Source organism: Streptomyces achromogenes, from assembly GCF_030816715.1.
Taxonomy (GTDB): domain Bacteria; phylum Actinomycetota; class Actinomycetes; order Streptomycetales; family Streptomycetaceae; genus Streptomyces; species Streptomyces achromogenes_A.
On the sequence record NZ_JAUSYH010000001.1, the window covers coordinates 1,560,349 to 1,576,644 of the forward strand.

General features: G+C 74.3%; 15 protein-coding genes. 6 read left to right on the plus strand and 9 right to left on the minus strand.

Annotated elements, in window-relative coordinates; translation table 11 throughout:
- Positions 1-197 precede the first annotated feature (197 nt).
- On the minus strand, positions 198-1,355 hold the full coding sequence (locus tag QF032_RS07015) for an MFS transporter (RefSeq protein WP_307055446.1): 1,158 nt from the start codon (positions 1,353-1,355) through the stop codon (positions 198-200).
- A gap of 15 nt (positions 1,356-1,370) precedes the next feature.
- Positions 1,371-1,820 carry an SDR family oxidoreductase gene (locus QF032_RS07020; protein ID WP_307055448.1) on the minus strand — a complete coding sequence of 150 codons (450 nt, stop codon included), beginning with the start codon at positions 1,818-1,820 and terminating at the stop codon, positions 1,371-1,373.
- A gap of 56 nt (positions 1,821-1,876) precedes the next feature.
- Here QF032_RS07020 and QF032_RS07025 point away from each other — a divergent pair, with 56 nt between their 5' ends.
- Positions 1,877-2,884, plus strand: coding sequence for an ArsR/SmtB family transcription factor (locus QF032_RS07025; protein ID WP_307055450.1), 1,008 nt, complete (start codon positions 1,877-1,879; stop codon positions 2,882-2,884).
- A gap of 352 nt (positions 2,885-3,236) precedes the next feature.
- Here the strand turns inward: QF032_RS07025 and QF032_RS07030 are convergent, their stop codons facing one another.
- Positions 3,237-4,529: a trans-sulfuration enzyme family protein gene (locus QF032_RS07030; RefSeq protein ID WP_373430303.1), complete on the minus strand. Its 1,293-nt coding sequence runs from the start codon at positions 4,527-4,529 to the stop codon at positions 3,237-3,239.
- Positions 4,530-4,571: 42 nt separating this feature from the next.
- On the opposite strand from QF032_RS07030, the gene QF032_RS07035 reads away from it, so the two are divergent.
- Both QF032_RS07035 and QF032_RS07040 read left to right on the plus strand, forming a co-directional pair.
- Positions 4,572-5,063, plus strand: coding sequence for an Lrp/AsnC family transcriptional regulator (locus QF032_RS07035; protein ID WP_266719335.1), 492 nt, complete (start codon positions 4,572-4,574; stop codon positions 5,061-5,063).
- Between the two features lie 33 nt (positions 5,064-5,096).
- The gene (locus tag QF032_RS07040; protein ID WP_307040903.1) at positions 5,097-6,800 is read left to right on the plus strand and encodes a DUF885 domain-containing protein; all 1,704 of its coding nucleotides are present in this window, start codon (positions 5,097-5,099) and stop codon (positions 6,798-6,800) included.
- 367 nt (positions 6,801-7,167) lie between these two features.
- Here QF032_RS07040 and QF032_RS07045 read toward each other — a convergent pair whose 3' ends face one another.
- The gene (locus QF032_RS07045) at positions 7,168-7,644 is read right to left on the minus strand and encodes a rhodanese-like domain-containing protein (RefSeq protein ID WP_307040905.1); all 477 of its coding nucleotides are present in this window, start codon (positions 7,642-7,644) and stop codon (positions 7,168-7,170) included.
- Positions 7,645-7,777: 133 nt separating this feature from the next.
- On the opposite strand from QF032_RS07045, the gene QF032_RS07050 reads away from it, so the two are divergent.
- Positions 7,778-8,224 (plus strand): Lrp/AsnC family transcriptional regulator, encoded by a 447-nt coding sequence (locus QF032_RS07050; protein WP_307055453.1) that lies wholly within the window; start codon positions 7,778-7,780, stop codon positions 8,222-8,224.
- On the opposite strand, the gene QF032_RS07055 is transcribed toward QF032_RS07050, so the two are convergent.
- From QF032_RS07055 to QF032_RS07075, 5 genes are all read right to left on the minus strand, one after another.
- Positions 8,185-11,208 carry an AAA family ATPase gene (locus QF032_RS07055; protein WP_307055455.1) on the minus strand — a complete coding sequence of 1,008 codons (3,024 nt, stop codon included), beginning with the start codon at positions 11,206-11,208 and terminating at the stop codon, positions 8,185-8,187. The genes QF032_RS07050 and QF032_RS07055 overlap by 40 nt on opposite strands.
- The gene (locus tag QF032_RS07060; protein ID WP_307055456.1) at positions 11,205-12,368 is read right to left on the minus strand and encodes an exonuclease SbcCD subunit D; all 1,164 of its coding nucleotides are present in this window, start codon (positions 12,366-12,368) and stop codon (positions 11,205-11,207) included. Before QF032_RS07060 ends, QF032_RS07055 begins: the two co-directional genes overlap by 4 nt.
- A gap of 119 nt (positions 12,369-12,487) precedes the next feature.
- On the minus strand, positions 12,488-13,114 hold the full coding sequence (locus QF032_RS07065) for a YigZ family protein (protein WP_307055458.1): 627 nt from the start codon (positions 13,112-13,114) through the stop codon (positions 12,488-12,490).
- 109 nt (positions 13,115-13,223) lie between these two features.
- Positions 13,224-13,766 (minus strand): SixA phosphatase family protein, encoded by a 543-nt coding sequence (locus QF032_RS07070; RefSeq protein WP_307055460.1) that lies wholly within the window; start codon positions 13,764-13,766, stop codon positions 13,224-13,226.
- Positions 13,763-14,539, minus strand: coding sequence for a hypothetical protein (locus QF032_RS07075; RefSeq protein ID WP_307040917.1), 777 nt, complete (start codon positions 14,537-14,539; stop codon positions 13,763-13,765). Before QF032_RS07075 ends, QF032_RS07070 begins: the two co-directional genes overlap by 4 nt.
- A gap of 118 nt (positions 14,540-14,657) precedes the next feature.
- Between QF032_RS07075 and QF032_RS07080 the strand changes: the two genes are divergently transcribed.
- Positions 14,658-15,074 carry a CoA-binding protein gene (locus tag QF032_RS07080; RefSeq protein ID WP_307040919.1) on the plus strand — a complete coding sequence of 139 codons (417 nt, stop codon included), beginning with the start codon at positions 14,658-14,660 and terminating at the stop codon, positions 15,072-15,074.
- 7 nt (positions 15,075-15,081) lie between these two features.
- Positions 15,082-16,290, plus strand: a complete 1,209-nt coding sequence (locus tag QF032_RS07085; RefSeq protein ID WP_307055463.1) for a 4-hydroxybenzoate 3-monooxygenase — start codon at positions 15,082-15,084, stop codon at positions 16,288-16,290.
- The last annotated feature ends 6 nt before the right edge of the window (positions 16,291-16,296 follow it).

Here is a 16,296-nt window from a genome sequence, read left to right on the forward strand (position 1 = left end):
TTCTCGGGGGAAGCGAGGGGGATCTCCGTGGTGACGCGACGCCAGAGGTGCACAGCGCAGATGTTGGCATCCTGAAACGCGACTCCCCACGAGCCCGGGTGCCTGGCCGCAATCTCCTGAACGGCGTGCGCCAGCGTTGGGCAGCAGACCGTCGAGCTCCGACACGTCATGGCGGAACATCAGCCACGGCCGCTCCACTATCGGGCGACCTTGTACAGCGCCAGTAGGTGGCGGGCCAGGGCAAGCGCGGCAAGCAGCGCGACGAGCACGCACACGCCCCACCAGCCGGCCTGGCTCCAGACGCGTGTCCCGAGCCAGGAACCTGCGCTGCCGCCCAGGTAGGCGCAGGTCATGTAGGCGGTGTTGAGCCTGCTGCGGGCATCGACGCGCAGGGCGTAGACGCGGACTTGATTGGCGACCATGCCGGACTGCATCGCGGCGTCAAGGAGCAGCGTGCCGAGTGTCAGGGAGGTCAGACCCGGCGTGCCGCCCCGGGCGCCCATGGTGAGAATCGCGGCCGAGACGAGGACACCGAGCATGCAGACCAGGTTCACCGGATCGGGGCCGTAGCGGTCCACCAGACGGCCGGCGAGCGGGGTGCAGACCATGCTCGCCGCGCCGACCAGGGCGATCATTCCCACCGCCTGGGCACCCAGCCCGTAGGCCGGTCCGGCGAGCAGGAGCGCCAGGCAGGTCCAGACCGCGGAGAACCCGGCGAAGACGGTTGCCTGGTAGAAGCACGAGCGGCGCAGGTCCGGCTCGGTACGCAGCAGGCGCAGCGGCGCGGCCAGGAGTGCTGTGTACGGCTGGCGGGAGGACGGGGTCGTGGTCGGCACCGCGAACGCCAAGACGGTGGCGAGGATCAGGGCCAGGACCGCTGCGACCAGGTAGGGGGCCCGCCAGCCCAGCCACTCACCGAGCGTGCCGCTGAAGGTCCGGGCCAGCAGCATGCCGCCGGTCGATCCGCTCAACAGGGTGCCGATCACCGCTCCTTGGCGGTCGGCGGCCACGAGACCAGCCGCCAGAGGGCCGACGATCTGCGCGCCCACGGTGGTCAGGCCGACAAGGGTGGCGGCGGCGATGAGGGCCGGCAGAGCCGGAGCACAACCCGCTGCGAGAAGTGCCAGACCGGCCAGGGCGAGAAGGACGACGAGGAACGGGCGGTGCGGGAGCCGGTCGCCGAGCGGCACCAGCAAGACCGTCCCGGCCGTGTAGCCGGTCTGTGTGGCGGTCGCCACCGCAGCGGCCGAATCGGGCGACACGTGCAGCCCGGCGGCGACCAGTGGGCCGATGGCCTGGGGAAAGTAGATGTTGCCCACCGCCACGGCGCATGTGACAGCCAGGATCAAGACCATCCGGCGGCTCATCCTTCAGTCCACCGGCCCGCCCGCGACGTAGCTGACCTGGCCGGAGACGAGCCCCGCCCCGGGACTTACGAGGAAGGAGGCGCTAGGGGCGATGTCGTCCGGCAGGCCCGCCCGGCCTGCCGGGATGGACTGCTCCGCCCTGTACCGGAACTCCTCGAAGCTCAGGCCCAGCCGCCGGGCCGAGGCCCTGGTCATGTCCCTCACGACGAATCCCGGCGCGGTGGCGTTCGCGCTCACGCCATGCGGGCCGAGCCGGAGAGCGAGGGATCTGGTGAATCCGATCAAACCCGCCTTTGCACCGGCGTGGTCGACGCGGCCGGCATCCGCCTCGTCCAGATCGATCACGCCGACCGCCATGCCGTCGCCCGCCGGGCGCCTGGCGACAGCGGCGCCGATACCGCGGGCAGCACCGGTGGAAACCGCCGTCCTCCGCACATGAGTTGTGGGTGTCATGGGTGGAAGTCCACGGCATCGGCGTTGCGTCGCCAATCGATGTAGCGTATGGCTTAATGATCAGCTTTGTGCTCGGCGTCGAGGACCTCGCGGACACCCGTTTCGCCCTCTCGCCCCTGCACGAGACCCTGTTCAGCCTGCGGGTGCTCCAGGATCCCGGCCTTTCGGCGCTGCATCTGCCCTGGCGCAGGTCCGTACTCGGCAGACTCGGCACGCTCGACACCGGTCTGCTCATGTCCCTGGTCGCCCAGCGGCGTACCCTCCCCGACTTCCTGACCCCGAATCCCGCGAGCTTCGCACCGGCCTTCGAAGAGGAACTCTCCGTCGTCCGCCGGGCGTCCTGCGCTCGGGTCCGCCACGACCTGCTGCTCGCGCACGCACCCGACCCTGTTCCCGAAGCCCTCCGCGACGCCACCGCCGCCGAGGACGCACCTGTCGCCAGACTCCGCGACGCCATCTGCGATCTTCTGCGTCGGTACTGGGCGGTGGCCATCGAGCCGATGTGGCCGCAGATGCGACTGGTGCTGGAAGCCGACATGACCTACCGCGCCCGCCGGCTCGCCCTGGGGGGCGCCCGACTGCTGTTCGCCGACATGCACCCGAACCTGCGCTGGCAAAGGGGAGAGCTGTACATCCACAAGATGATCGGCAGGCACCGGGTGGCGGCATCCGGCCGGGGGCTGCTGCTCCTGCCGTCCGTGTTCGCGCACAAGCCCGCGCCCCCCGTAAGCCCGGACGAGCCGCCGAGCCTCGTCTATCCCAGCCGGGGAGTAGCCACACTGTGGGACTCGGAGATGCCGACCGTCGACACCACCGCCCTGGTGTCTCTGCTCGGTTCGTCCCGAGCCAGACTGCTCAGCCTCCTGGAGGAGCCGCTGCCCACCGTAGAGCTCGCCCGTCGTCTCAGGGTCACCCCGAGCGCTGTCTCCCAACACCTGCGTGTCCTGCACTCCACAGGACTGGTCACCCGGACACGTGACGGACGGCATGTGTTGTACCGGAGAAGCACGCTCGGCGACCGGCTCACGACCACCGCTACCGGACCGCGAACCCACGACGGCTGAGGATCAGCAGTCCGCCCGACCCCGCCTGGCCGGGCGACTGCCCACTCCACCAAGCCCCTGACGGGTTCCCCACCCGTCCACTGACCGGCTCTCGCCCTGTCGGCGAACGATGGAGAGCTCAAGCGGCCAGGGCGGCGCCCTGCGTATCAGCACCGTCCCGGCGGTGCACCGCGGGCTCCTCGCTCGTGCCCGGCCCCTCGATGACGCCCACGGCCCGGCAGGCGTCCCGGCCCGGCGCAAGGCCCGCCGCGAGTGCGAGGACCGCGTCAGCGCCCTCGGCGCAGCCGGACCTTGATCCGGGTCGGCCACTACCGCCAATACCGTGGGGACACTCCTCGAGGGCCGTTCACCGTCACACCGCGGCCGCGTTCCGCCCCGGCCGGGGAACCGTCTCCCCCGCCTGTCCGTCCCGGCCTTCCGCTCCCCCTTCGTGGACCGGACCGGCCCCGTCGAGCGCCCGGTCCAGATCCGCCCACAGGTCCTCGACGTCCTCAAGACCGACCGACAGCCGCAGCAGCCGGTCGCTGACGCCCGCGCCCCGGCGTTCCGCCACGTCCACGATGCGGTGGCTGATCGACGCCGGGTGCTGGATGAGCGTGTCCACGCTGCCGAGGCTCACCGCCGGGGTGATCAGACGGACGCCCGCGATCACCCCGTGCGGGTCGCCGTCGACCTCGAAGGCGACCATGGCGCCGCCGATCCGCGGATAGCGCACACGGGCGATCCGCGGGTCCGCGGCCAGCCGGCGGGCCAGCTCGGCGGCGGTCGCGGAGGCGGCCCGCACCCGTACCGGCAGCGTCGCCAGGCCGCGCAGCAGCAGATAGCCGGCCAGCGGATGCAGCACGCCACCGGTGGCGAAACGTATCTGCCGCAGCTGCCCCGCGAACTCCTCGTCACAGGCGACGACGCCGCCGAGCACGTCCCCGTGGCCGCCGAGGTACTTGGTGGCGCTGTGCAGGACCAGTCGCGCGCCCTGCTCCACCGGACGCTGGAGCACCGGCGTGGCGAAGGTGTTGTCGGCGAGCAGCGGGACCGAGCCGCAGGCGTGCGCGACCGCCCGCAGATCGACCTCGGCGAGCGTCGGGTTGGCCGGCGACTCGACCATGACCAGCCCGGTGTCGGGGCGCAGCGCGTCCGCGATCCCCGCGGGGTCGGTCCAGGTGACCTCCGAGCCGAGCAGCCCCGCCGTCAGCAGATGGTCGCTGCACCCGTAGAGCGGGCGCACGGCGACGACGTGCCGCAGTCCGGCCGACGCGCGCGCCAGCAGCACCGCCGTCAGCGCCGCCATCCCGCTGGCGAAGGCGACGGCGCTCTCGGCGCCTTCGAGGCGGGCCAGCGCCGTCTCGAAGCGCGCCACCGTCGGGTTGCCCAGCCGCCCGTAGACGGGCGGGCCGTCCGGCTCCGCCCCGGTCGCGGCGAACGCGTCGATGCGGGCGGCCTCGGCGCGGCTGTCGTAGGAGGGGTAGGTGGTGGACAGGTCGATCGGCGGGGCGTGCAGGCCCTGCCCGGCCAGGTCGTCCCGTCCGGCGTGCACGGCCTCGGTGGCCAGTGCCCGTGCCCGTGCGCGGGGCGCTCCGTACGTGCGTACGCCGTCGTACGCGTGCGTGCTCGCAGCGGTTGAGTCCATGGACGGCAGAGTGAACATCGGACGGGTGATCGGATCCAGACTCCGTGCTACGTTCGGCCGATGGCCGAATCCGTCGTACTGGACCCGGTCGATCTCCAGCTGCTGCGGCTGCTGCAGAACGACGCCCGGACCACCTACCGCGACCTCGCCGCGCAGGTCGGCGTCGCTCCGTCGACGTGCCTGGACCGGGTGACGCGGCTGCGCCGCTCGGGGGTGATCCTCGGGCATCAGCTGCGGCTCGATCCGGCCAAGTTGGGCCGGGGCCTGCAGGCGCTGCTGTCGGTGCAGGTCCGCCCGCACCGGCGGGAGCTGGTCGGGCCGTTCGTGGAACGGATCCGGGCGATGCCGGAGGCGCTGACCGTCTTCCACCTCACCGGGCCCGACGACTATCTGGTCCATGTGGCCGTCGCGGACATGGCGGATCTGCAGCGCCTCGTGCTCGACGAGTTCACGTCGCGGCGTGAGGTGGCCCGAGTGGAGACGCGGCTGATCTTCCAGCAGTGGGAGTGCGGACCGCTGCTGCCGCCGACGGGTTCGGGACAGACACCGTGACGCGCGCCGCCCCGTCGTACGAGGATGGAGCGCATGTCACACACCACCAACCCGCTTCCCCGCGAGATCGCCGACGCCTATGTCGACGACCTCATCGCCCTCGACCCGGTGACCGGCACCTACCTCGGCGTGCCGGAGAGCTCGAGCCGTCTGCCCGACTTCTCGCCCGCGGGCCAGGAGGCGCTCGCGCAGCTCGCGCGGGACACCCTGGCGAAGCTCGACGAGGCGGAGAGCAGGCCCGGCGCGGACAGTGACATCGAGCGCCGGTGCGCACGCCTGCTGCGGGAGCGCCTGACCGCGCAACTCGCCGTGCACGACGCCGACGAGGCGCTCCGCACCGTCGGCAACATGGCCACGCCCGCACACCATGTGCGCGAGGTGTTCACCGTCACGCCCAGCCGGACCGACGAGGACTGGACGGCGATCGCCGAGCGGCTGCGCGCCGTGCCGACGGCCCTCGCGGGCTACCGCGAGTCGCTGACACTGGGCCTGGAACGCAAGCTCTACGCCGCTCCGCGGCCGACCGCCACCTTCGTCGAGCAGCTCACGCAGTGGTCGGACGCGGACGGCGAGGGCCGCGGCTGGTTCGAGGAGTTCGTGTCCGCCGGCGCCGAGTCGCGGCCGGACGCCCTGCGCGCCGAGCTGGACGAGGCGGCCCGCGCGGCCACGGCGGCGGTCGTGCAGCTGCGCGACTGGGTCCGCGACGTGTACGCGCCGACGGCCGAGGGCGCGCCGGACGCCGTCGGCCGGGAGCGCTACGCCCGCTGGTCGCGCTACTACAACGGCACCGACCTCGACCTCGACGAGGCCTACGCGTACGGCTGGGCGGAGTACCACCGGCTGCTCGCCGAGATGAAGAAGGAGGCGGAGAAGATCCTGCCGGGCGCCGGGACGCCTTGGGTCGCGCTGGCCCACCTCGACGAGCACGGCCGGCACATCGAGGGCGTGGACGAGGTCCGCGACTGGCTGCAGGACCTGATGGACCGGGCGATCGAGGCCCTCGACGGCACCCACTTCGAACTCGCCGAGCGGGTACGGAAGGTGGAGTCGCGGATCGCCCCGGCGGGGAGCGCGGCCGCCCCCTACTACACGCCCCCCTCGGAGGACTTCTCACGGCCGGGCCGCACCTGGCTGCCGACCATGGGACAGACCCGCTTCCCGGCCTACGACCTCGTCTCCACGTGGTACCACGAGGGCGTTCCCGGCCACCACCTCCAGCTGGCGCAGTGGGCGCACGTCGCCGGGGACCTCTCCCGCTACCAGGCGTCCGTCGGGATCGTCAGCGCCAACGCCGAGGGCTGGGCGCTGTACGCGGAGCGGCTCATGGACGAGCTGGGCTTCCTCACGGACGCGGAGCAGCGGCTCGGCTACCTGGACGCGCAGATGATGCGGGCGGTGCGGGTCATCATCGACATCGGCATGCACCTGGAGCTGCCGATCCCGGCCGACTCGCCCTTCCACCCGGGCGAGCGCTGGACGCCGGAGCTGGCGCAGGAGTTCTTCGGCGCGCACAGCAGCCGCCCCGCGGACTTCGTCGAGAGCGAGCTCACCCGCTATCTGACGATCCCCGGCCAGGCCATCGGATACAAGCTGGGCGAGCGGGCCTGGCTGCTCGGACGGGAGAAGGCCCGCGAGCGGCGGGGCGCCGCCTTCGACCTCAAGTCGTGGCACATGGCGGCCCTTTCGCAGGGCTCGCTGGGCCTCGACGACCTGGTGGACGAACTGGCGCAGCTCTGACCCGCCGCCTTGCGGGCCGACCCTGACCCGCCGGCTTGCGAGCCGGCCTGACCCGCCGGCTTTGCGGTTCGCTCCGACCCCGGCCAGGCAGGCTCCCGGCTCCCCGACCCTCGGCCCCGAACCCCGATCCCCGACCAGTGCCGAGGCCGGGGGCCGGAGCCGGGGGTCGTCCGAGGCCGGGACGATCCGGGGGCTGTCCGGGATCGGGGTCGGCGGGCCGGGGCCCCGGGTCGCCCGGGCCCGGGGTGGGTCATTGGGGCGGGATCGCGGCCCACGCCCATGGCGAGAGCGGCGACGGTCGCGAACGGGCGCTCCCGCACGGGCGGTTCACGCCGCCGCGAAGAGGCCCGTCGCTTCGGAGGGCGTGTCAGCAGCCGCAGTTCGGCGCGTCGACCGGGGCGGTGAGCGGGTCGGCGGCGCGCTGCCCGCCGCCCTCCCAGGTCTCGTACGCGAAACCCTCCCGCACCCAGTACTCGAATCCGCCGAGCATCTCCTTGACGCGGTAGCCGAGTTCGGCGAGGGCGAGGGCGGCCCGGGTGGCCCCGTTGCAGCCGGGACCCCAGCAGTACGTCACCACCGGCACCTCCCGGTCGAGGAGCCGTTCCGCCTGCTCGGCGATGAGCGCGGTGGGCAGGTGGACGGCTCCCGGGATGTGCCCCTGGTCCCAGGAGGCCGCGGAGCGGGAGTCCAGGACGACGAAGCCGGGGTCGCCGGCGGCGAGGGCGGCGGCCACGTCGGACACGTCGGCGTGGAAGGCGAGGCTCGCCCGGAAGTGGGCGGCGGCCTCGGCCGGGGCGGCGGGGGCGACGCGCAGTACGGGGTCGAGCGAGGTCGAGGCAGTCATCGCGGGGGGCCTTTCCACAGGGGGCGACGGATTCGCCACAACCGAGAACCTACGGCGGCGATCACCGCCCTTGAAGGGGAGTTCCACGGCGTGAGCCTTGCCTCGCCGGGGATTTCCCGGCACTCTTCCGCCCATGACCGCGTATTCCCCGGACGCCACCGACTGGCGCATCCTCGAGGTCCTCCAGCGGGAGGGCCGGGCCAGTTTCGCCGACCTGGCACGTGCGGTGGCGATGTCGGCGAGCGCCGTCACCGAGCGGGTGCGGCGACTGGAGGAGGCGGGCGTCATCCAGGGCTACGCGGCCGTCGTGGACCCGGAGCGGCTGGGCCTGGGCATCCTGGCGTTCGTGCGGCTGCGCTACCCCCACGGCAACTACAAGCCCTTCCACGATCTGGTGTCCGTCACGCCCGAGGTCCTCGAGGCGCACCATGTGACGGGCGACGACTGCTTCGTGCTCAAGGTCGCTGCCCGTTCGATGCGTCATCTGGAGGAGGTGTCGGGGAAGATCGGCGCGCTAGGGTCGGTCACGACGAGCGTCGTCTACTCCTCACCGCTCCCCCGGCGCCCGCTCGGCAGATAGCCCCGCTGCCGCACCACCGACCCCGACCTGCCCTTCACCACCTCCAGTTGGGCGTGGACACGCCGCCGCAGGTCGGCGACGTGACTGACGATGCCGACGCTGCGGTCGCGTTCGCGCAGTGAGTCGAGGACGTCGAGGACCTCGTCGAGCGTCTGGTCGTCGAGGCTGCCGAACCCCTCGTCGATGAAGAGGGTGTCGAGCCGGACGCCGCCCGCCTCGTCGGTGACGACGTCGGCGAGACCGAGCGCCAGGGCGAGCGAGGCGAAGAAGGTCTCGCCGCCGGACAGCGTGGACGTGTCGCGTTCGCGCCCGGTCCAGGCGTCGACCACGTGCAGCCCGAGCCCGCTGCGGCCACGGCCCGCCCGGTCGTCCGAGTGCACGAGGGTGTAGCGACCGGACGACATCCGCTGCAGCCGTACGGTCGCGGCGGCGGCCACCTGCTCGAGGCGGGCCGCCAGCACGTACGCCTCCAGCCGCATCTTGCGCTCGTTGTCGGCGGAGGTGCCCGCGGTGAGGCCGGCCAGGCGGGCCACCCGGTCGTACTCCTCACGCACCGGTGCGAGCCGGCGCACGCCGGTCGCCGCGCGCGCGGAGAGCTGGTCGAGCTCGGCGCAGCGGCGGGCCGCGGCGTCCTGCGCGGAGGCGGCGGCGCGCAGCCGTTCGGCGGCGGCGGCCGCCGCGGCCTGCGCGGTCGCGAGGTCGGCGGGCGGCTGTCCGGCGGCGGCCACGGTGTCGGGCTCGGCGAGCAGGGCCCGGACGGCGGCCTCCTCGACCTGCCGGACGTCCAGCCTGCGTTGCAGGTCCCGGTGGGCGGTGGCGTCGAGCAGGGCGTCGGCGGCGGCCCGCGGGGTGTCGAAGCCGGCCCGGAACGCGGCCTCGTCGAGGCGGCCGTCGGCCTGCTTGAGGCGGGCGGCGCTCTCCTCTGCGGCACGCGCGGCCTCGGCCGCCTCGGTGAGCCGGGCCGCCTGCCGCTCCAGCTGGGCGGCCCGTGCGGCGACGCTCTCGGCCGCGCCCCGGGCCTGCGTCAGCTCCGCCTCCAGGGCGGCGCGCTCCCGCTCCAGGCGGTCCCGGTGGCCCACCCGGGACGCGGCCCGCACCGCGGCCTCGCGCTGGGCCGCCGTACGGCGTTCGTGCTCCCGTTCGGCCTGCCGCAGTTCCTCCCGCGCGGGGTGCAGCGCCGAGGCCTCCCGGCGGGCCAGGGCGTAGGCCTCCTCCAGCTCCTGCGCCTCGGCGAAAAGCCGGTCCGTGGGCGCGTCGCCGGCCTCGGCGGTCGCGGCGGCGAGCGCCTCGCGCACGACGCCGGCACGGCGTTCGTCCCCGGCGTGGTCCTCCTCGGCGACCCGGCACGCGGCGAGCGCCCGCTCCTCGGCCTCGCGGTCGACGTGGCCGGCGACCTTGCGGGCGGGAGCGGGGTGCTCGGTGGCGCCGCAGACGGCGCACGGCGCGCCCTCGGCGAGGGTGGCGGCCAGCTCGGCGGCGATGCCGTCGAGACGCTGCTCCTTGAGGGCCAGCCAGTGCGCGCGGGCGGTCTGCGCGTGCTCCCCGTAGGCGAGGGAAATGCGCCGGGCGGCCTCCAGGTCACGGGTCAGCTCGTCGCGCCGCCGGGCCGCCTCGAGGCGGCGGCGTGCGGGCTCACGTCGGCCGTCGAGCTGTTCGGCGCGGGTGGCGGCCTCCTGGGCGGACTCGACGGCGGCGCGCAGGCCGTCGCGCACGGTGTCCCACCCGGCGAGCCAGGTCTCCGTCTCCGTCAGGACCTCGTCGTCGTCCCGCTCCCGCCGGTCCAGTTCGGTCCGCTCGGCGACGAGGTCGGCCAGCCGGCGCTCGCCCCGGCGGGCGGACTCCAGCCCGCCCAGCTCCTCGGCGGCCCGGCGGGCGGCGGCGGCCAGTCCCGCGGCGCCCGCGTCGGCGAACCCCTCGGCGAGCAGGGCACGCGTGCGTGCGGCCCGTGCGGACGCCTCGCGGTGCTCGGCGTCCGCGGACTCCCGCAGCTCCAGGGCCGGCGCGACCGCTTCCGCCTTGCGCGCCCGTTCCATCCTCGCCTGCGCCTCCCGGTGCGCGCCGGCCCGTTCCTCGAGGGCGGCGGCGCGTTCCCGCGCGTCGGCGAACCGCTGCTGCAGCCGGGCACGTTCGCGCACGTCCGCCAGGGTGTGTTCGGCGGCGGCCTGGGCGGACTCGGCGGCGAGCCGGCCGCAGTGGGCGACGGTCAGCCGCTCGCGTGCGGTGCTGCGGGCGACGGCGGCGGCGGCCAGCACCGCCTCGGCGAGACCCGGTTCGCCCGGGGCCGCCTCGGGCAGCTCCATGGCGTCACCCGCCACCTGCTGCATCCGGTGGGCGTCGGCGAGCAGCGCGGTGTCGCCCTCCCGCACGCGTGCCTCGGTGGTGCGGCGGCGCTCGGCGAGCCGTTTCTCGACCTCGGCGAAGCGCCGGGTGTCGAAGAGGCGGCCCAGGAGCCGGCCCCGCGCCTCGGCGTCGGCGCGCAGGAACCGTGCGAAGTCGCCCTGGGGCAGCAGCACGACCTGGCAGAACTGTTCGCGGCTCATGCCGAGCAGCTGGGTGATCTCCTCGCCGATCTCCTGGTGGGAGCGGCTGAGGTCCTTCCAGGCGCCGGCGGTCGCGTCGTGTTCGCGCAGCCGGCTCTGCGCCTTCTCCACCGTCGTGCCGGCGCCGCGCTTCTTGGGGCGCTCCCAGGGCGGCTGCCGGGTGATCTCCAGCCGGCGTCCGGCGACGGTGAGTTCGAGGGTGACCTCGGTGCGGGCGCCGGCGGCGGCGTGGTCGCTGCGCAGGGTCAGGCCCTGGCCGCTCTGACGGGCGCCGGGCACGGAGCCGTACAACGCGTAGCAGACGGCGTCCAGGATCGAGGTCTTGCCGGCGCCGGTCGGCCCGTGCAACAGGAAGAGTCCGGCGGCGGACAGCTCGTCGAAGTCGACGCGCTGGGTGCCGCCGAAGGGGCCGAAGGCCGCGAGGACGAGCCGGTGCAGCCTCATCGGGCCACCTCCCGTGCCGTGTCGTCCGCGCGCACCGCGTCGAAGGCGTCCCGCAGCACGCCCTGTTCGCGGGCGTCGGGCCCCGCGCCGCGCACATGCGCCACGAAGTCCTCGGCGATCTCCTGGTCACTGCGGTCGGCCAGCCGCCGCGCGTACGACACGTCCGGGTCGTCGGGGGCGCGCTCGGGGGCGAAGACGAGGCTCAGGGTGTGCGGGAAGCGGTCGGTGAGCCGGGCCATGGGGTCGGCCGGGCGGACGGCGTCGGTGAGCGTCGCCTCGACCCAGGCGTCCTCGTGGCGGGCGAGCGCGGGATCGGCGAGCAGGTCCTCCAGGGGGCCGCGGAGGCGGGCCAGCGGACGCGGGACCGGGCAGTCGATCCGTTCGGCGGCGATCTCGCCGTCGGGGCCGAGGTCGACGAGCCACATGGTCTTGCGGTGCTCCGCCTCGGAGAAGGAGTACGGCAGCGGGGACCCGGAGTAGCGGACGCGCTCGGTGAGGGTCTGGCTGCCGTGCAGGTGGCCGAGGGCGGCGTAGTCGACGCCGTCGAAGACGCCGGCGGACACCGACGCGACCCCGCCGACGGTGATGTCGCGCTCGCTGTCGCTGGGCTCGCCGCCGGTGACGAAGGCATGGGCGAGGACGACGGATCGGGTGCCTCGCGCGCGTGCGGCGAGGTCGGCGCGGACCCGCTCCATGGCGGCGGCGAGCACGGCCTCGTGGCTCGCCTTCTCCACTCCGAACTCCTCCTTCACCAGGGCGGGTTCGAGGTAGGGCAGGCCGTAGAAGGCGACGTCGCCGTGGGCGTCCCGCAGGAGGACCGGGGCGCCGGCCGCCGTCGGGTCCGTGCGCAGGTGGATGCCGGCGCGGCCGATGAGTCCGGCGCCGACGCCGAGCCGGCGGGCCGAGTCGTGGTTGCCGGAGATCATCACCGTGGGCACGCCCACCTCGGCGAGCCGGTGCAGGGCGTCGTCGAACAGCTCGACCGCGGCGAGCGGGGGCACCGCACGGTCGTACACGTCCCCCGACACGACCACCGCGTCGACCGCGCGCTCGCGCACGGTGGCGACCAGGTGACCGATGAACCCGGACTGGGCGCCGAGCATGTTCACCCGGTGGAACGCCCGGCCGAGATGCCAGTCGGAAGTGTGCAGGAGCCTCATGATCCCCGAGACTAACGGCCGGGTCCGACAGCACGGGCGGTTACTCCCGTATCGCACCGTCATGACAGGTGACACAAAGGTGCGTTACGGACATTGCGCCCTTGCGTGCGTCCGACGCGTCACGCGTCCCCGTACGCCTCCCCGCCGAGCTCGAACCCTGCCGTGCCCGCCGTCGCGTCCGCCAGCCAGGCCTGGAAGGCGTCCACCTCGGCCTCCGGAAGGCCGATCTCGAGGGTGACGGCCTCGCCGTAGGCGACCTCGCGCACGTCGCGCCCGGTCGCGTGGAGGTCGTTGTGGACCTTGCCGGCCCGCTGGTGGTCGACGGTCACGGTGGCCAGGCGGAACCGGCGACGGGTGCGTACGGGGAGGGCGTCCAGCGCCTCGCCGACCGCGCCGCCGTACGCCCGGATGAGACCGCCCGCGCCGAGCTTGACGCCGCCGTAGTAGCGGGTGACGACGGCGACGACGTACCGCATCTCGCGCCGCAGCAGCATCTGGAGCATCGGCACGCCCGCGGTGCCGCCGGGCTCGCCGTCGTCGCTCGCCTTCTGCACACCGGCGTCGGCGCCGATGACGTACGCCCAGCAGTTGTGGGTGGCGCCGGCGTGCTCCTTGCGCACGGACGCGATGAAGTCCTGGGCCTCCTGCTCGGTGGCCGCGGGGGCGAGGGCGCACAGGAAGCGGGAGCGGTTGACCTCGGTCTCGTGCACGCCCGCGCGGGCGACGGTGCGGTACTCCTCCTGCATCCGGCCAGCCTATGCGGTGCGCTCCCGGTCGCCGTCGGCGCGGGCGACGCGCCCGGCGGCCGGCGGCACCGCCAAGATCCCGCCCGACCGCAGGAGGCCGTGCGGGCGGCTACGGCGTGCGGTCGCCTCTCGGCACGGTCGCCGACGTCAGCCGGGCCGCGCCGGGGACCAGGGACCGCCAGTCGGCTCCGTGCCAGGTCAGGACGGCCAGCGCCGAGGTCGGGAACTTGAGCCGCACCGCGTCCAGGGCGGCGCGCTCCCCGTCCCCGGCCAGGTCGAGGACCAGTTCCTCCAGGCCGGGATTGTGTCCGACCAGCAATAGTGTCCCGACCTCGGCGGGCGACTCACGGACGACGTCCAGCAGCTCGGGCACGTCGGCCCCGTACAGCCGGGGGTCGAGGCGGACCGGCGCGGGCGCGTCCCACTGGGCGGACGCCAGCTCCCAGGTCCCGCGGGCGCGCACGGCGGTGGAGCACAGCGCGAGGTCGGGGACGCAGCCGGCCGCGGCGATCGCGCGGCCCGCCGCCGGGGCGTCCCTTCGGCCGCGCGGGGCGAGCGGCCGCTCGTGGTCGGGGACCCCGGCGGGCCAGGCCGACTTGGCGTGCCGCAGCACAACCAGGCGGCGCGGCGCGACGCCGCCCGGCCGGCTCATGCCGGGGCTCCCACGTCGCGGGTGAGTTCCAGGCCGAGGAGCCGGTCGGCGTAGGCGTACGTCTCGAAGCGGGCGCCGTCCGGCAGCTCCGGTGCGGCGTCCTCCGTCCAGCGCAGCACCCGCAGAACCTCGGGCACGTCCAGATCGTCCTCCCACGCGGCGCGCAGCCGCCCGCGCACCTCGTCGGGGACCGGCCGTGAGGGCTGTCGCGCCCATGCGGCGACGGCCCGCCGCCAGCGCGCGAGGGTGTCGCGGGCCTCGTCCAGCGCCGCCGTGTCGAGCCGGAGGGGCTCGGTGCGCCCCACCGCGAGCAGGGCGAGGCGCAGGACGGCCGGGTCGGGACCCGGTGTCGCGCCGCCCGCGGCCGGTCCGCCGCGGACTCCGGACGGGCCCGCCCAGTCGGGCACGGCCCCCTCCGCCGGTGCGACGGCGACCCGTACGCCGTCCGTGGCCGGGCCGTCCGCCCCGACCACGTGCAGCACCTGCGCGGCACCCGTTCCCGCCGTGGCGTCGCGGCCGTCCTCGAAGGGGTGCATGCCCAGGGCGGCGGCTCCGGCGCGCAGCTCGGCCGAATCGCTCGCCCCGCCGCTCAACAGCGCCCACGCGGGCGTGCCGCCCATTTCCAGAGCGCGGACGAGCAGATCCGCGACGAGCAGGACCCGGAGCGACGCCGCGCCGTACCCGCGGGCATGCGCCTCGACCCGGGTGGGGCCCCGATGGACGGAGGCGGCGACGACGGGTTCGCCGGTTCGGGCGTCGATGATGCTCAGCACAGGGCGAGCCTAGGCGGGCGGAGCGCGGTACGCAGGCAGGAGCCGGAATGAGGGTGCGCCGTGCGGTGTTGCAGCGGGGGGCAGGCTGTGACGACCCACTACCCAGAGGAGGCCGCCGGTGTACGGCGACGAGGCAACGATCCGCGAGATCCTCACCGGACTCGGTGACACCTGGGCCGTGGTCGGCCTGTCGACGAACCGCAGCCGCGCGGCCTACGGCGTCGCCGAGGTGCTGCAGCGCTTCGGCAAACGGGTGGTGCCCGTCCATCCGAAGGCGGAGACGGTGCACGGGGAGCGGGGGTACGCGTCCCTCGTGGACATCCCCTTCGAGGTGGACGTCGTCGACGTCTTCGTCAACAGCGAGCTCGCGGGAGCCGTCGCCGACGAGGCGGTGGCCAAGGGCGCGAAGGCGGTGTGGTTCCAGCTCGGCGTCGTCGACGAGGCGGCCTACGAGCGCACGCGGGCGGCCGGCCCGAAGATGGTCATGGACCGCTGCCCGGCCATCGAGATCCCCCGGCTGGGGGCCCGCCCATAATGGGCGGGTGACCACCGACTCCTCCCCCGCTCAGCACACTTCGGTCGTCGTCGTGGGCGCGGGACCCGCGGGTCTGACCGTCGGGAACATCCTGCGCGCCGCGTCCGTCGGCTGTGTCGTACTGGAGGCGGAGAGCCGTGCGGCCATCGAGCGACGGCCGCGTGCCGGAGTCATCGAGGAGTGGGCCGTCCGCGGACTGCGGGAACGCGGCCTGGCCGACGGCCTGGTGGAGCGGGCGCAGCGGCACTCGGCGTGCGAGTTCCGCTTCGGCGGCGAGCGCCACCGCCTCTCCTACACCCAACTGACGGGGCATCACCACTGGGTGTGCCCCCAACCGTTGCTGGTGACCGACCTCGTTCGCGAGTACGTGGACGTGCGTGGCGGCGACGCGCGCTTCGCGGTCCGCGACGTCGAGCTCCACGGCCTCGACTCCGCTCGTCCTTCGGTGTCGTACACCTGCCCCGAGTCGGGCGAACGGCGGCTGCTGACCTGTGACTTCGTGGTCGGCGCGGACGGCGCGCGCGGGGTGAGCCGGGCCGCGATGCCGGCCGGCCACGCGCGGATCGCACGGCACGACTACGGCGTCGGCTGGCTGGCCCTGCTCGCCGAGGCGCCGCCGTCCTCCGACTGCGTCCTGTTCGGGGTCCATCCGAACGGGTTCGCCGGGCACATGGCCCGCAGCCCCGAGGTGACCCGGTACTACCTCCAGTGTCCGCCCGGCGACGACCCCGGGAACTGGTCGCACGACCGGATCTGGTCCGAGCTGCACCGGCGGCTCGAGGGGGCCGGGGCCCCGCCGCTCACCGAGGGTCCGCTGATCGAGAAGCGGGTGCTGGACCTGCACGACTACGTGGTCGAGCCGATGACATACGGGCGGCTCTTCCTGGCCGGGGACTCGGCGCACCTCGTCGCGCCCATCGCCGCGAAGGGCATGAACCTCGCCCTGCACGACGCGTTCCTGCTCGGCGACGCGCTGGTCGCCGCCGTGGCCGCGGGCGACGGGGACGGCCTGGACGGCTACTCCCGGGCCTGTCTGCGCCGGGTGTGGGACTACCAGGAGTTCTCGCAGTGGCTGTCCGAGGTCTACCACGGGGCGGCGGCCGGCGACCCGTTCCGCGCGGGCGCCACGTCCGCCCGGCTGCGCCGGCTGTTCACCTCGCCGGCCGCGGCCGCAGCCTTCGCGGAGCAGTACCTCGGGACGGCCGAGCGCTACTGAGCCGCC